Source organism: Kribbella sp. NPDC048837, assembly GCF_055586945.1.
This window is the reverse complement of sequence record NZ_JBVJHF010000013.1, coordinates 113,989-128,039: the sequence shown is the minus strand read 5'-3', so window position 1 is coordinate 128,039 and position 14,051 is coordinate 113,989. Positions and strand designations below refer to the sequence as shown.

The window sequence follows — 14,051 nt, the reverse complement described above, 5'->3', positions numbered from 1 at the left end:
ACCGAGGAGAACTCCCAAACCGCAGGCGCGATCAGCGCCTAACCCGACAACGACGAAGGACCAAACGTCGTACACCACCTCACGGGACTTGACCTTGAACGGGCGAATCTCAACGGGAACGCCCCCTGCGATGCACGGTCACCAGGTGCCGTCAACCAACCACGAGCAGGCGCCACCACGGGGTCGGTAGATGCGCGCGGCATCGCACAAGCGCCGGCGGTAGCCGACGGAGTCCGGCGGTATCCGGAGGGTGGCTGGGAGCGGGCGGAGCAGCTGCGACGAGGAGTGGCTGCGTAGCACGCTGGCTGCACTTAGCCCGCGGGGCGGGGCCTAAGGGGTTAGTTGCCTGGGGCATAGGGAGATGTGCCGATGTGCGGGTGGTCCTCAGGCGAGCACTGTCTTCTCATCGACGAACTCCCGGAGGAGATCATGTTGTTCCACTCACTCGACTCGCTCCAGGCTGAGATCCAGTACCGCCAGGAACGGATCCGGCGCGACTACCAGCGCCCGGCCTGGTTCCAGCGCAAGCCCAAGCGGCAGGCTCCCGAGCCCTGTGCGCCCGAGCTCCGTGCCCGTCCCGCGATGTGAGGGCGCGAGCACCCCCGAAGGCCCCTTCCCTCCCGGCGCGGCCGGCTCTCCGGAGCCGGCCGCGCCGCCGTCATTTCCGGGGCTCCCTAGCGGCTTCGGCGGGTCCCTAGAGGCGCCGTACGGCATACCTAGGCCACCTAAGGCCCCGGGGAGCGCGGGGATAGGGAGGAGTTCCGATGTGCGGGCCTACCTCAGACGAGCAGATTTGGGGCATCGGCAGGGAGCCGAGAACACACCAGGAGGAACCCAGATGTTCACCAACGACTCGGTCAAGGCAGAGGTCGACTACCGCAGGCAGCGCCTCGCCCGTGACTACCGGCAGCACCGGAGCCCCCGGACCCGCCGGAACCTCGTCCACCTGTTCGGCCGGAAAGCCTGACTGGAAAGCCTGAAGGGAGGCACACCATGTACATCACACCTCAGTTGATCCAGGCGGAGACCGCCTACAAGCAGGAGCGGACCAAGCGTGAGTTCCGGGCGGGGCACCGCCGGCGGCGCGCGGAGCGGCAGCAGCCGCAGGTCGCTCCGAAGACCGTCCACTACACCACGGCCGCATGAGCGCCCGGACCGCCGTCCCTGATCCCGCAGCTGCGATCAGGGACGGCGTTTTCATGTCAGAGAAGCCACATCGGACGGGATGCCGTCGATTTGTGTCGGCGCCAGGGGCGAAGATGGACGACGTGCCCTGGACTTCGACACCTCTCGTCGGCCGCTCGACCGAGATGGCCGCGCTGCTGAGCGCCGTGGACGACGCCAAGACGCGTCGGGCCGGCGCCGTTCTGCTGTCCGGTGACGCCGGCGTCGGCAAGACCCGGCTGCTGGACGAGGTGGCGACCGGTGCCCACGAGCGCGGTTTCGGCGTCCTGGTCGGGCACTGCACCGACTTCGGCGACGCCGGCCTGCCGTACCTGCCGTTCACCGAGATCTTCGGCCGGCTGGCCGGTGACCGGCCGGACCTGGTCGAGAGCGTGCTGACCAACTTCCCGGCGATCGGGCGGCTGCTGCCCACCCACCGCCTGATCGGCGCCCAGCCGGCCCCGCAGGACGGCCAGCTGGACCGCGCCGCGCTGTTCGACGCCGTCCTCGGCGCGTTCACCGCGCTGTCCACCAGCGAGCCGCTGCTGGTGATCATCGAGGACGCCCACTGGGCCGACGACTCGACCCGGGACCTGATCGGTTTCCTGATCACCCGGCTGACCTCGCAGCGCCTGACGCTGGTCGTCTCCTACCGCAGCGACGACCTGCACCGGCGGCACCCGTTGCGTCGCCCGATCGCCGAGTGGTCCCGCAACCCGCGAGTCCGCCGGGTCAACCTGCTCCCCCTGGACGCCGACGAGTCCCGCGTCCTGCTGAATTCGCTCGTCACCGAGCCGCTCCCGGAGGTCGAGATCCGGCGCATCCTCGACCGCGCCGGCGGGAACGCGTTCTTCACCGAGGAGTTGGTCGCCGCCGCGTCGATGGGCGACGGCGACGCCGTGCCACCGGATCTGGCCGATCTGCTGCTGGTCCGCCTCGACCCGCTGTCCGACGGAGCCCGGCAGCTCGCCCGGGTGATCGCGGTCGCGGGCCGGCGCGTCCCGCACGATCTGCTCACCGCCGTCGCGGACCTGCCCGACCGCGAGCTCGACGAGGCCCTGCGGGAGCTCATCGACGCCCACATCATCGACGTACCGACCAGCGATCGGTACTACTTCCGTCACGCCCTGCTGGCCGAGGCCGTGTACGACGACCTCCTGCCGGGAGAGCGGGTCCGCCAGCACGCGGCGTACGTGCAGGCGCTGAAGAACCAGACCGTCGCTGGTACGGCGGCCGAGCTGGCCGGGCACGCCACCCGGTCGCACGACCTGGCGACCGCGTTCGAAGCGCGCGTGCGTGCCGGCCAGGAGGCCATCTCGGTCGCCGCGCCGCAGGAGGCGCTGAAGCACTACGAGATGGCCCTCGAGCTGTTCCCGAACGCCTCGCCGGACAACACCATCGACAAGACCTGGCTGATCGTCGACACCGCGCTGGCGGCCACGCTGTCCTCGCAGCACCTGCGGGCGCTCAAGCTGCTCCGGAAGGCGCTCGCGGATCTGCCGCCCGACGCGCCCAAGCTGCAGCGCGCCCAGCTGCTGCTGCCGCTGGCGGACATCGCGCTGATCATCGACCAGGACCAAGAGGCGAACGAAGCGGTCTCGCAGGCGCTCAAGCTGGTGCACGACGAGCCGTCCACCGTCTTCAAGGCCCAGGTCGCCTCGCTGTACGCGCGGGTGTCCGACGCGCTCGGCCGTCCGATGGAGGCCGAGCGCTGGGCCCACAAGGCGCTCGAGATCGCCCGTGAGGCCGGGCAGGAGTCCGCGGCCAGCGACGCCGGCATCACGCTCGCCCAGCTGCGCCGCCGGGCCGGGGATCCGGAGACCGCCGCGAAGCAGTTGGAGGAGGCCGCGGTTCGCGCGCAACTGCTCGGAGACCCGGCCGCCGAGGTGCGGAGCCGGTTCCTGCTCGGGTCGACGCATTACGAGCAGGGCGATCTGCTCAACGCCAAGTCCGCGCTGGCGTTCGCGACGAAGCGCGCCGGTGAGCTCGGCCGGCAGTGGGCGGCGTACGGGTTCGACGCGCGGCGGATGCTGGCGCTGACGCAGTTCATCCTCGGCGAGTGGGACGCCGCGACGGAGACGGCGCGGACGGACGCGATGACTCCGGCGGCGGCCGGTGCCGCGCTGCAGGCGGTGCAGTTCGCGGTCCGGGGTGGGCGCGGTGACACCGCGGTCGCCGAGGAGCTGGAGCGGATGCGCAAGTGGTGGGACCTCGACGTGATGCTGCCGATCCTCGGGATGCAGCCGGCGGTCGACGCCTACCGGCAGCTGGATCAGCCCGCCGAGGCGGAGAAGCTGATTGCCGATGTGTCCGCGCTGTGTGCCGACATCTTCCAGAGCGAGTGGTTCCTGGCCCGGATCCGGTTCTCGACGCTCGGGCTGCAGTTGTTGTGCCATCGAGCGGTCGGCGAGCCGGCCGCCGCGGCCGAGCTGGTCGCGCGGGGTGCCGAGTTGCTCGCCGTCGGACATGCGACAGCGGAGAAGGGGATGCCGCCCGGACGGTTGATGGGCGTGGAGGGCCTCGCGTGGCTGGCGCGGCTGGAGTCGGAGTGGGAGCGGCTCCGGTGGCTGGCCGGGATCGACCCGCCGACGCCTGAAGAGCATGTCGCCGCGTGGGAGCGGACCGTGGACGCCTTCGGGTACGGCTATGTGTTCGAGCAGGCGTGGTCACGAGTGCGGTTGTCGGCCGCGCTGCGTGCGGCGGGGAGGGTCGCCGAGGCGAACGAGCAGGCCGCACTGGCCGCCGAGGTGGGTCGTGAGCTCGGCGCCAAGCCGCTGGTGGACGAGGTCGGTGGCGTCGACACAGGTGGCGCGGGTGCGCTGACGTCGCGGGAGACCGAAGTACTGGCGCTTCTCGCCGAAGGGCGGACCAACCGGCAGCTGGCGCGCGAGCTGTACATCAGCGAGAAGACGGTCAGCGTGCACGTCTCGAACATCCTGGCCAAGCTGGGCGTTCGCTCCCGCACCGAAGCCGCGGCGGTGGCCCGGCGCGACGGACTCCTGGACCAGTAACCCGCCCACGGCCGCTCACGCTCGGCGCTGTGCGGGCCACCGAACGTGAGCGGCACTGGGCGGAACCCGGGTGGGGACCGGGCGACCGTGGTGGCTATCCGTGCTTTCGATGCCGGTCGGGCTCGGGCGGCATCCGCCGGGCCCGGGCTCGAGCGAGCTCGTCACTCGAGGAAGTCTGCGGGGACCGGTCGAGGTGGACGATGTCGTCGAAGACCTGGCGGGCGTGTCGCATCCGCGCCGCGGCCAGCAGCACCAGCCCGGTCGCCGCGAGTACGATCAGTACCCACAGTTGCCACGACATAGCCTCACCACCCCGTACTCACCCCGTTTCCCCGCGTAATCACCATAACCCTGATCTGACCGCTTGGCGACCAGCTGTACGCATTCCGTTATCCCGGTGCGTTCAAACTCGCGTTTGTTGCCGATCGCAATCACATGCGGTGATCAGGCAACGAGTTCGGGGCCTGGGAGGCCATTACTCTCTGTCATCTCCACAGTCGGGGACCTACTACCGATCACTACGTCGCGCACGCGCCATCGGTTCACGCTCCGAATATGCTCGGGCCGGTGAAGGTTCTCTCTGCCGAAGACGTCCGCCGCGCGGTCCCGATGAGTACGGCGATCGACGCCGTCCGGGACGCGTTCCGGGAACTGGCCGCGGGCAACTTCGTCCTGCCGCCGCGACAGATCTTCGGCGACGGGACGGTGCTGGTGATGTCGGCGTACCACACACCGACCGGGACCGCGGTGGTGAAGAAGATCGGTATCGCGCTCGACCAGGTGCCGGCGATCCGGGCGACCGTGATCTGGACCGGCGCCGGTGAGCAACTCGTCGCCGACGGCAGTTCGATCACCACGTTGCGGACCGGCGCGGTCGTCGGGGTCGCCACCGACCTGCTCGCGCCGGCCGACGCGTCCCGCCTCACGCTGATCGGTACGGGCGCTCAGGCTCCTGACCAGGTCCGCGCGGTTCTCGCCGTACGGCGGATCGCGGCGGTCACCGTCACCGGGCGCTCGGCCGACCGCGCCGCCGCCCTCGCCCGGCAACTGGCCGACGAGTTCCCGGACGTGAAATTCACCCCGAGTACGTCGATCGACGACGCGATCGCGGACACCGACATCGTCTGCTGCGCGACCTCGTCGGCCACTCCACTCTTCACCGCCGACGCGCTCCCGGCCGACGTCCACGTCAACGCCATCGGCGCCTTCCGCCCGACCATGCGCGAGCTCCCCCGCGACCTCCTCGCCACCGCCACCACGGTCCTCGTCGACCAGCGGGAAGCCGCACTCGAGGAGTCCGGCGAGATCGTCGACGCCGTCACGTCAGGCCTGCTGGCGACTGCGGACCTGGTCGAGCTCGGCCCGGCGCTGTCCGCACCCCCGCCCGCGACCGGCCGCACCGTCTTCAAGTCCGTCGGCATCGGCGCCCAGGACTGGGCCATCGCCGCGGCCCTCGCCCGCGCCTAGGTCCAGCGCAGGACGCCCTTGCGGTAGGCGTACAAGAGGCCGACCGCGACGAAGGCGAGGAAGACGAACATCTCGATCAGCGTCGCGAAGCCCAGGTCGGCGAAGATCGTCGCCCACGGGAACAGGTAGATCGCGTCGACGGCGAAGATCACGTAGAGGTAGGCGAACAGGTAGTACCGGATGTGGACCTGCGCCCAGCCCTCGCCGACCGGGTCGACACCCGACTCGTAGGTCTTGAGCTTGCCCTCGGTCGGATAGGTGACGGTCAGCGCCTTGTTCAGCGCGAAGGCACCGAGCAGCCCGACCAGGCCGAGCGCGACCACCGCGAGGACGACGCCATAGCTCTCCGACACGAGCAGAAGCTTAGTGCCGAACGCTCTGAACGAGGCACTTAGTTCGTGCAGAGCAGGATGGAGTCGACCGCGACGTACGGGCCGTAGCCGGAGCGGACGTCGGCGACCTGCAACCGCAGCCGGGTCACGCCGAGGATCTTGTAGTTGAGCCAGGTCTCGGTCTCCTGCTTCTGCAGCACCGAGGTCATGGCAGTGGTCCCGTTGTGCAGCGAGACCCGGACGGTCCCGTCGGTCAGGTTGCCGAGCCAGTTCCGCACGTAGCTGCAGCCGGTCGAGTCGACGTCGCCCCACACGTAGCCGCCCCGATCGGCCAGCAGGTCGGCCTCGGCCCGCCGCGGTCCTTCCTTCGGCGGCACGACGTTGAACTGCGGCTGTCCCCGACCGCCCGCGGCCAGCAGCCCTTTCTTGAAGATCCCGCGCCACACGTAGTGCTTGAAGCTGATCATCGGCGAGATGGCCGCCTGGTACGGCGCTTGGGCGCCGATCGCGATCCGATACGTCCGGACCGATCCCGGCTGCACGGTCGTGATCGTCACACTGCCGCCGGACGAGTACCCGTGCGCGACCTCCTGCCACCGCCTGGCCGACGGGATCCACTGGTGCAGCGGGATCCGGGTCCCGGTCTTCGGCGCCGGCGAGAGCGTGCCGATCACCGTGATCACGCCCTTGGTCGCGTCCGTCGTGCGGATGCTGTAGATCTTCACGGTCCGCGCCGGCGCGGTCACGGACGCCGGCACCACCGCCGACGCCGTACTGCCGAGACTCAGCGCGCTGTCCGCCGGGGCCACCGGAGCGGCACATCCGGCCAGCGCGAAGGCCAGCAACGCGACGAGGAGACGGCGAGGGCGACGGCCCATGGAGAACTCCAACCGGTGGATCACAGCTTGATGACGACACCCTGCCGGTTCTCACTGCTGATCGCAAGCGAGCGGCTGCGCAGTGTCACACTGGTGGATTTCGTATTACCTGACGAATTCGGTCCCCTAACACTGCGTCCCAGGCTGTGGACCACCGGGGCTTCTGCATGGTTCTGTTCTAAGGGCGAACTAATATTGGGGTTATCGCCCTGTACGGGGGGATCGACGTGTCGCCCACAACGCGGCAGGCCGACCCAAGCTTCGACTTGGAGATGAAAAGAACAGTGACCATCGAGGTCAAGCAGCTCGACCGCGTGGTGATCCGGTTCGCCGGCGACTCCGGCGACGGGATGCAGCTCACGGGGGACAGGTTCACAGCGGAAACGGCATCGTTCGGCAATGATCTGTCGACGCTGCCCAACTTCCCCGCCGAGATCCGGGCACCAGCCGGAACCCTGCCGGGAGTGTCGTCGTTCCAGCTCCACTTCGCCGACCACGACATCCTGACGCCTGGTGATGCGCCCGATGTGCTGATCGCGATGAACCCCGCGGCCCTCAAGGCGAACCTGCGCGACGTTCCGCGCGGCGCCACCCTGATCGTCGACACCGCCGACTTCACCGCCCGGAACCTGAAGCGGATCGGCTACGACGAGAACCCGCTGGAAACCGGCGAGCTCGACGCGTACCACCTGATCGCGTTGAACCTGACCGGCATGACGGTGGAGTCGGTCAAGGAGTTCGGCCTCACCCGCAAGGACGCGTCCCGGGCGAAGAACATGTACGCGCTCGGCCTGGTGTCCTGGCTGTTCCAGCGACCGGTCGAGTCGACGATCACGTTCCTGCAGACCAAGTTCGCGTCGAAGCCGGCCATCCGGGACGCGAACATCGCGGCCTTCCGGGCCGGCTACAACTTCGGCGAGACCGCCGAGGAGTTCTCGGTCCGGTACGAGGTGAAGCCGGCGCACATGGCCACCGGCACCTACCGCAACATCTCCGGCAACCTCGCGCTGGCGTACGGCCTGGTGGCGGGCGCCCAGCGAGCCGGCCTGCCGCTGGTGCTCGGCGCGTACCCGATCACCCCGGCCTCCGACGTACTGCACGAGCTCTCCAAGCTCAAGCGGTTCAACGTCACCACGATCCAGGCCGAGGACGAGATCGCCGGTGTCGGCGCCGCCCTGGGAGCGTCGTTCGGTGGGGCGCTCGGAGTGACGACGTCGTCCGGCCCGGGCATCAGCCTGAAGTCGGAGACGATCGGGCTCGGCGTGATGCTCGAGCTGCCGCTGGTCGTCTGCGACATCCAGCGCGCTGGTCCCTCGACCGGGATGCCGACCAAGACCGAGCAGGCCGACCTGCTGCAGGTGATGTTCGGCCGCAACGGTGAGGCCCCGCTGCCGGTGCTCGCGGCCCAGTCCCCCGCGGACTGCTTCGCGATCGCGGTCGAGGCGGCCCGGATCGCGATCACCTACCGCACGCCGGTGATCGTGCTGTCCGACGGCTACCTGGCGAACGGGTCCGAGCCGTGGAAGATCCCGGTGATCGAGGACCTGCCGACGATCGACCCGGACTTCACCCTCGAACCGAACGCGACCAACGACAAGGGCGAGCCGGCGTACCTGCCGTACCTGCGCGACCCGGAGACCCTGGCCCGCGCCTGGGCCGTCCCGGGGACGGCGGGCCTGGACCACCGGATCGGTGGCCTGGAGAAGGAGGACAAGACCGGCAACATCTCCTACGACCCGGCCAACCACGACCTGATGATCCGGACCCGGCAGGCGAAGGTGGACGGGATCGCCCGGTCCATCCCGCCGATCGAGGTCGACGACCCGGACGGTACGGCGAAGGTGCTGGTGCTCGGGTGGGGTTCGACGTACGGCCCGATCGGGGCCGGCGTCCGCCGGGTCCGCACGGTCGGCGGAAAGATCGCGCAGGCGCATCTGCGGCACCTGAACCCGTTCCCGTCGAACCTCGGCGACGTGCTGAAGTCGTACGACAAGGTCCTGGTGCCAGAGATGAACCTGGGCCAGCTGGCGATGCTGCTGCGGGCGAAGTACCTGGTCGATGTCGTCTCCTACGCGCAGGTCCGGGGTATGCCGCTCGGCGCCGCGGAGCTGGCCGAGGTGATCGGCAACCTGGTCGAGGAGACCGAGGGCATCGACGACGACGCCCGGCACATGGGCGAAGCGGCGGCCAGCCTCACGCATGGCGAAGCGCTGCGCACCGAGCCGAACGGCCGGTCCAACGGCCAGCTACACCACCCGGAGGGAGCACGATGAGCACGGTCGATCTCGGCCTGCCGAGTCTGCCCGGCGGTCTGAAGGGCGTCCCGGCCGCGACCGAGCCGCAGAACCGCAAGGAGTACGTGTCGGACCAGGAGGTCCGCTGGTGCCCGGGCTGCGGGGACTACGCCGTACTCGCGGCCTTCCAGGGCTTCCTGCCCGAGCTCGGGATCAAGCGCGAGAACGTCGCGATGGTGTCCGGGATCGGCTGCTCGTCCCGGTTCCCGTACTACCTGTCGACGTACGGCATGCACTCGATCCACGGGCGGGCGCCGGCGATCGCGACCGGGCTGGCGGTGTCGCGGCCAGACCTCAGCGTGTGGGTCGTCACCGGTGACGGCGACGCCCTGTCGATCGGCGGCAACCACCTGATCCACACACTGCGCCGCAACGTGAACATGAAGATCCTGCTGTTCAACAACCGGATCTACGGCCTGACCAAGGGCCAGTACTCGCCGACCTCGGAGCCGGGCAAGGTGACGAAGTCGACGCCGATGGGCTCGGTCGACAACCCGTTCAACCCGGTCTCGCTGGCGCTCGGCGCGGAGGCGACGTTCGTGGCCCGGACGGTCGACTCCGACCGCAAGCACCTGACCTCGGTGCTGCGCGCCGCAGCCGAGCACCGCGGCACGGCGTTCGTGGAGATCTACCAGAACTGCCCGATCTTCAACGACAACGCGTTCGAGGCGTTCAAGGACCCGGAGACCCGGGACGACGCGATCATCCCGCTGGTGCACGGCGAGCCGATCCGGTTCGGCAAGGACGGGCGGCTCGGTGTCGTCCGTGACGGGTTCGCGTCGCTGGCTGTCCGCGAGGTGGCGGACCTGCCCGGTGGCGAGGCGGATCTCGTCGTCCACGATGCGCACACCGACGACCCGGCGTACGCGTTCGCCCTGTCCCGGCTGACCGACGCCGGCGTCCTGCACCGCGCGCCGATCGGCGTGTTCCGCTCGGTCGAGCGTCCGGCGTACGACGACATGGTCCGGCAGCAGATCAGCACCGCCCAGGAAGCCCAGGGCACCGGCGACCTCCAGGCCCTCGTCACGGGCGCGGACACCTGGACTGTCAACTGAGGAAGGACCCGACTGCTTTCTGAAAGCCGTCGGGATCCTCCACCCACGGGTAGTGCGCGACACCGTCGAGCACTACCCGTTCTGCGTTCGGCAACGCCTCGAGCAGGCTGTCGGTGACGTACGGCGGCCTCAGGTCCTCGGCGCCGTGAACCAGAAGCGTCGGTACGGCGATCCGCCGGCAAGCAGCCGCCCTGCCGGGGAGGGCGCGGAGGTCGGCGCGTAAGGCTTCGGCGCACTCCTGGTTGGGTTCGAAGCGTGGTGTGTTGAGACGGTGCGCGGCCGTCAGCGCGGTTGCCCGATCGGCGAAACCTGTTGAAAAACGGGCGATCCACGGGTCGTCGGACGGGGTGTGCGCGAGGATCTCCGCGACGCGCGGGCGGTAGGTCGGTGGTGGGCCGTCGAGCCCGGCGCTCGACACCAGGATCAACCGGGTCAGGTGGTCCGCGTAGGTAGCGGCGTACTGGAGGGCGAGGGCCGCGCCCCAGGAGTGGCCGAGCAGGGTGACCTGGTCGTGGCCGGTGCTCTGGCGGATGGTTTCGAGGTCGGCGACGAAGCGGGTGAGGGTGTAGGGGCCGCGACGGTCGGAGCGGCCGCAGCCACGCTGGTCCCAGCGGTGGAGGGTGACTCCGGGCAGGGCGATGTCCTGGAAGACGTCCCACCAACCGGGGCCGCCGTGAACGAGGACGACGGGCGGCCCGTCGCCGGCGACCTGAGTCCAGAGGTGGCAGCCGTCGTCAGTCAGTAAGTGAGGCATAGACGGCGGCTCGCAGCTCACGACGGACGGGATAGCTGGCCGACGGACGCAGCTGGGTCAGGAAGATGACGATCAACTCGTCGGCGGGTGACACGAAGAAGGCGGTCGAGGCGGCGCCACCCCAGAAGAACTCACCGGGTGTCCCGATCGTCTGCGCGACCACCGGATCCAGCAGGACCCCGAAGCCGAGGCCGAAACCCTGACCCGCCCGCTTCGTCTCACCACCGAAGTCGGCGAACGCGGCGAGGTCCTGGCCACCGGGCAGATGGTTGGCGGTCATGAACCGCAACGTCCGCGGCCCGATGATCCGGACCCCGTCGAGCGATCCGCCACCGGCCAGCATCCGGGCGAACCGCAGGTAGTCCCCCGCCGTCGACACCAGCCCGGCAACCCCGGAGAGGTACGTCGGTGCCCGGGTATACGCGCTGGTCAGCGGATCGTCGGCGAGCGTGAAGCGGCCGTCGTCGTAGGCGTAGTTCGCGGCGAAGCGGGAGATGCTTGCCTCAGGCACCGAAAATCCGGTGTCCGCCATGCCGAGCGGATCAAAGACCCGCTCCTGCAGGTAGCGATCCAGCGGAAGCCCGCTGATCACCTCGCACAGCAGTCCGGCCAGGTCGGTGGAGATCCCGTAGATCCAGCGGGTGCCCGGATCCGCCTGCAACGGAAGGTCCGCCAGGAAGGCCGGCAGGTCCGACAGCTGCTTGAGGGTTTCGATGCCTGCCTGGCGGTAGAGCCGGCTCACCTCGTGCTGACTGTTCGAGGCCGCGAGACCGGAGGTGTGCATCAGCACATCCCGGACCGTCATCTCGCGACTCGCCGCACGTCCGCTGAACAACCTCGGCCGGCCGAGTGCCGGCAAGTACTTCGCCACCGGATCGTCCAGCTGGAACAGGCCCTCCTCGTAGAGCTGCATCAGCGCGAGACTCACGATCGGCTTCGTCATCGAGTAGATCCGGAAGATGGTGTCCGCCCGCATCGCCCGGTCCCGCTCGGCGTCAGCCCGCCCGTACGCGTCGAACAGCAGCACCTCGTCCCGATGAGCGACCACGGTCACCGTCCCCGGATACCGCCCCGCGTCGACGTACCGCCGTACCAGCGCCGCGACTCGCTCCATGGATCCTCCCTGTAACAAACATTTCAGGAATGACCATATCTGGAGCAGATGCTACACGTCCATGCTTCCGGTCACAGCAACTGCAGGAGAGTGATCCCGGCGGGCCGATCGAGATGCCGCGCGGTCAGCCCCGCGGCCCGGGCGGCCACGACGTCCAGCTCGAGGTTGTCGCCGATCATCACCGTGTCCGCCGGATCCACGTCCAGCGCCTCGCACGTGAGCAGGTACGCCTCCCGCGCCGGCTTGCTGACGCCGAGGGACTCCGACGTACAGACCACGTCGACCAGGTCGGCCAGCCCGATCGCGGCCAGCTTGGCGTTCTGCTGCCTCGTACTCCCGTTGGTCAGCACGCCGATCCGCCAACCGTTGCTGCGGGCAACTTCCAGCGCGGGCCGGGCGTCCGGGAACGCGGTCCAGCTGCCCTGGTAGTGGCGCAGGTAGCCGGTGAACAACTCGTCCAGCTCGGCATCGGCCGGCGGGACCGGGTGACCGATCAGCGGCAGGAACTCGCGGAGCCGGGCGCGGCGCTGGCCCTGGTGAGTGAGCGCACCGGCCAGCCACTGGGGGTACACGCGGTCCTCGATCACGAACCACTGCGCGACCAGCTCGTCGGACGGCGTAGCACCGAGCTCGGGGATCCACGCGCGGATCGCGTACGTCGCCGACCCGATGTGATCGAACAGCGTGTCGTCCAGGTCGAAGATGACCGCCTTCACGCCCGAACCACCGAGTCGCGGTTGAGCTCGCGATGGTTCGCGTACCCGGCCAGCGCCAGCGTGAGATCGAGCTCGGCCAGGAAGCACCGCAGCACATGCTCGACCCCCGCCTGCCCGGCCAGCGCGAGACCGTAGAGCAGCGGCCGGCCGAGCAGCACCGCCTTGGCACCGAGCGCAAGAGCCTTCGCCGCATCCGCACCCGTGCGTACGCCGGAGTCGAAGAGGACCGTCAATTGCTCGCCCACCGCGTCCGCGATCGCCGGCAACGCATCCAGTGAGGCGACCGCGCCGTCCACCTGGCGACCGCCGTGGTTCGAGACCACGATGCCGTCGACGCCGTACTCGGCCGCAAGCTTCGCGTCCTCGACCGCGGTGATCCCCTTCAGCACGATCGGGCCGTCCCAGTTGTCGCGCAGGAAGGACAGGTCGTCCCAGGCCAGGCCGACGTTCGGGAACATCTGCGCCCAGTGCATCACCGCCGCGCCCGGGTCCTCGGCGACCGGCTTGGCCAGCTTCGCCTGGAAGGCCGGGTCGCTGAAGTAGTTCGCCAGCCCTTCACCCTTCAGGAAGGGCAGGAACCCGCGGTCGAGATCGGCCGGCCTCCAGCCGATCGTCCCGGTGTCGAGCGTGACGACGAGGACGCCGTACCCACTGGCCTTCGCGCGCTGCAGGAAGCTGAGGCAGACGTCGCGGTCGGTCGGGTAGTAGAGCTGGTACCACTTGTTCGTCGCTTCGATCTGCTCGATGGCGTGGCTCGCCTGGGTCGAGTGCGTATAGGTGAGGCCGAGCGTGTCGGCGGCCCGGGCGGTCGCGAGTTCGCCGTCCGGATGGGCGAGGGTCTGCACACCGATCGGTGCGACGAGCACCGGCGCGGGCATCGCCGTACCGAGGATGGTGCAGGACAGGTCGCGTTCGGTGCTGCCGCGGAGCATCCGCGGCACCAGCCGCCAGCGATCGAACGCGACCTGGTTGGCCCGCGCCGTCGCGCCGCTGCCCGCACTCGGCACGATGTAGCCCATCGCCTCGACCGGCAGCTTCCCGGCCGCCTGCGACTCCAGCCGCGCCAGGTCGGTCGTGATCTCCGGCCGCGTGCCCTGCAGCATCCCCTGCAAGTAGATCTGCAGCTGGTAGTCCCCAAAGTTGGCCATGCCGGATGCTCCCACAACGCCATGACATCCGTCAGCCGTGGATCGGGATGGATCGCATCGGTCCGCGCGGTCGCCGGCCGCGAGAGTTGTCAGCGTGACCGATGAGAGAGGTGTGGGA

At 69.4% G+C, this 14,051-nt stretch carries 14 protein-coding genes; 7 read left to right on the top strand and 7 right to left on the bottom strand.

Annotated features, from left to right (window positions below; genetic code table 11):
- Positions 1–369 precede the first annotated feature (369 nt).
- The 4 genes from ACZ6O0_RS41520 to ACZ6O0_RS41505 all read left to right on the top strand — a co-directional run bounded on the left by ACZ6O0_RS41520 (position 370) and on the right by ACZ6O0_RS41505 (position 4,175).
- A complete protein-coding gene (locus ACZ6O0_RS41520; RefSeq protein ID WP_465770589.1) occupies positions 370–588 on the top strand; it encodes a hypothetical protein in 219 nt (72 codons plus the stop codon).
- Positions 589–838: 250 nt separating this feature from the next.
- Positions 839–967 (top strand): hypothetical protein, encoded by a 129-nt coding sequence (locus ACZ6O0_RS41515; RefSeq protein WP_465770588.1) that lies wholly within the window; start codon positions 839–841, stop codon positions 965–967.
- A 26-nt stretch (positions 968–993) separates the two neighbouring features.
- Positions 994–1,146, top strand: a complete 153-nt coding sequence (locus tag ACZ6O0_RS41510) for a hypothetical protein (protein WP_465770587.1) — start codon at positions 994–996, stop codon at positions 1,144–1,146.
- Positions 1,147–1,259: 113 nt separating this feature from the next.
- Entirely contained in the window at positions 1,260–4,175 is a 2,916-nt protein-coding gene (locus tag ACZ6O0_RS41505) for a helix-turn-helix transcriptional regulator (RefSeq protein ID WP_465770586.1), read from the top strand.
- A 94-nt stretch (positions 4,176–4,269) separates the two neighbouring features.
- Here ACZ6O0_RS41505 and ACZ6O0_RS41500 read toward each other — a convergent pair whose 3' ends face one another.
- Positions 4,270–4,476, bottom strand: a complete 207-nt coding sequence (locus ACZ6O0_RS41500; protein ID WP_465770585.1) for a hypothetical protein — start codon at positions 4,474–4,476, stop codon at positions 4,270–4,272.
- Positions 4,477–4,742: 266 nt separating this feature from the next.
- On the opposite strand from ACZ6O0_RS41500, the gene ACZ6O0_RS41495 reads away from it, so the two are divergent.
- Complete coding sequence (locus tag ACZ6O0_RS41495) at positions 4,743–5,642, top strand: ornithine cyclodeaminase family protein (protein ID WP_465770584.1); 900 nt, start codon at positions 4,743–4,745, stop codon at positions 5,640–5,642.
- Here ACZ6O0_RS41495 and ACZ6O0_RS41490 read toward each other — a convergent pair.
- Complete coding sequence (locus ACZ6O0_RS41490) at positions 5,639–5,995, bottom strand: NADH-quinone oxidoreductase subunit A (protein WP_465770583.1); 357 nt, start codon at positions 5,993–5,995, stop codon at positions 5,639–5,641. The genes ACZ6O0_RS41495 and ACZ6O0_RS41490 overlap by 4 nt on opposite strands.
- A gap of 38 nt (positions 5,996–6,033) precedes the next feature.
- Complete coding sequence (locus ACZ6O0_RS41485) at positions 6,034–6,852, bottom strand: hypothetical protein (protein ID WP_465770582.1); 819 nt, start codon at positions 6,850–6,852, stop codon at positions 6,034–6,036.
- A 272-nt stretch (positions 6,853–7,124) separates the two neighbouring features.
- Between ACZ6O0_RS41485 and ACZ6O0_RS41480 the strand changes: the two genes are divergently transcribed.
- Entirely contained in the window at positions 7,125–9,125 is a 2,001-nt protein-coding gene (locus ACZ6O0_RS41480; RefSeq protein ID WP_465770581.1) for a 2-oxoacid:acceptor oxidoreductase subunit alpha, read from the top strand.
- Positions 9,122–10,201, top strand: coding sequence for a 2-oxoacid:ferredoxin oxidoreductase subunit beta (locus tag ACZ6O0_RS41475; protein ID WP_465770580.1), 1,080 nt, complete (start codon positions 9,122–9,124; stop codon positions 10,199–10,201). The genes ACZ6O0_RS41480 and ACZ6O0_RS41475 overlap by 4 nt, the downstream gene beginning before the upstream one ends.
- Here ACZ6O0_RS41475 and ACZ6O0_RS41470 read toward each other — a convergent pair.
- The 4 genes from ACZ6O0_RS41470 to ACZ6O0_RS41455 form a co-directional block, all read right to left on the bottom strand.
- Positions 10,194–10,955 (bottom strand): alpha/beta fold hydrolase, encoded by a 762-nt coding sequence (locus ACZ6O0_RS41470; protein WP_465770579.1) that lies wholly within the window; start codon positions 10,953–10,955, stop codon positions 10,194–10,196. The two genes, ACZ6O0_RS41475 and ACZ6O0_RS41470, sit on opposite strands and share 8 nt — an antisense overlap.
- On the bottom strand, positions 10,936–12,069 hold the full coding sequence (locus ACZ6O0_RS41465; RefSeq protein WP_465770578.1) for a serine hydrolase domain-containing protein: 1,134 nt from the start codon (positions 12,067–12,069) through the stop codon (positions 10,936–10,938). Before ACZ6O0_RS41465 ends, ACZ6O0_RS41470 begins: the two co-directional genes overlap by 20 nt.
- 71 nt (positions 12,070–12,140) lie before the next feature.
- Positions 12,141–12,785, bottom strand: coding sequence for an HAD family hydrolase (locus ACZ6O0_RS41460; protein WP_465770577.1), 645 nt, complete (start codon positions 12,783–12,785; stop codon positions 12,141–12,143).
- Positions 12,782–13,933 (bottom strand): alpha-hydroxy-acid oxidizing protein, encoded by a 1,152-nt coding sequence (locus ACZ6O0_RS41455; protein ID WP_465770576.1) that lies wholly within the window; start codon positions 13,931–13,933, stop codon positions 12,782–12,784. The genes ACZ6O0_RS41460 and ACZ6O0_RS41455 overlap by 4 nt, the downstream gene beginning before the upstream one ends.
- Positions 13,934–14,051: the final 118 nt, after the last annotated feature.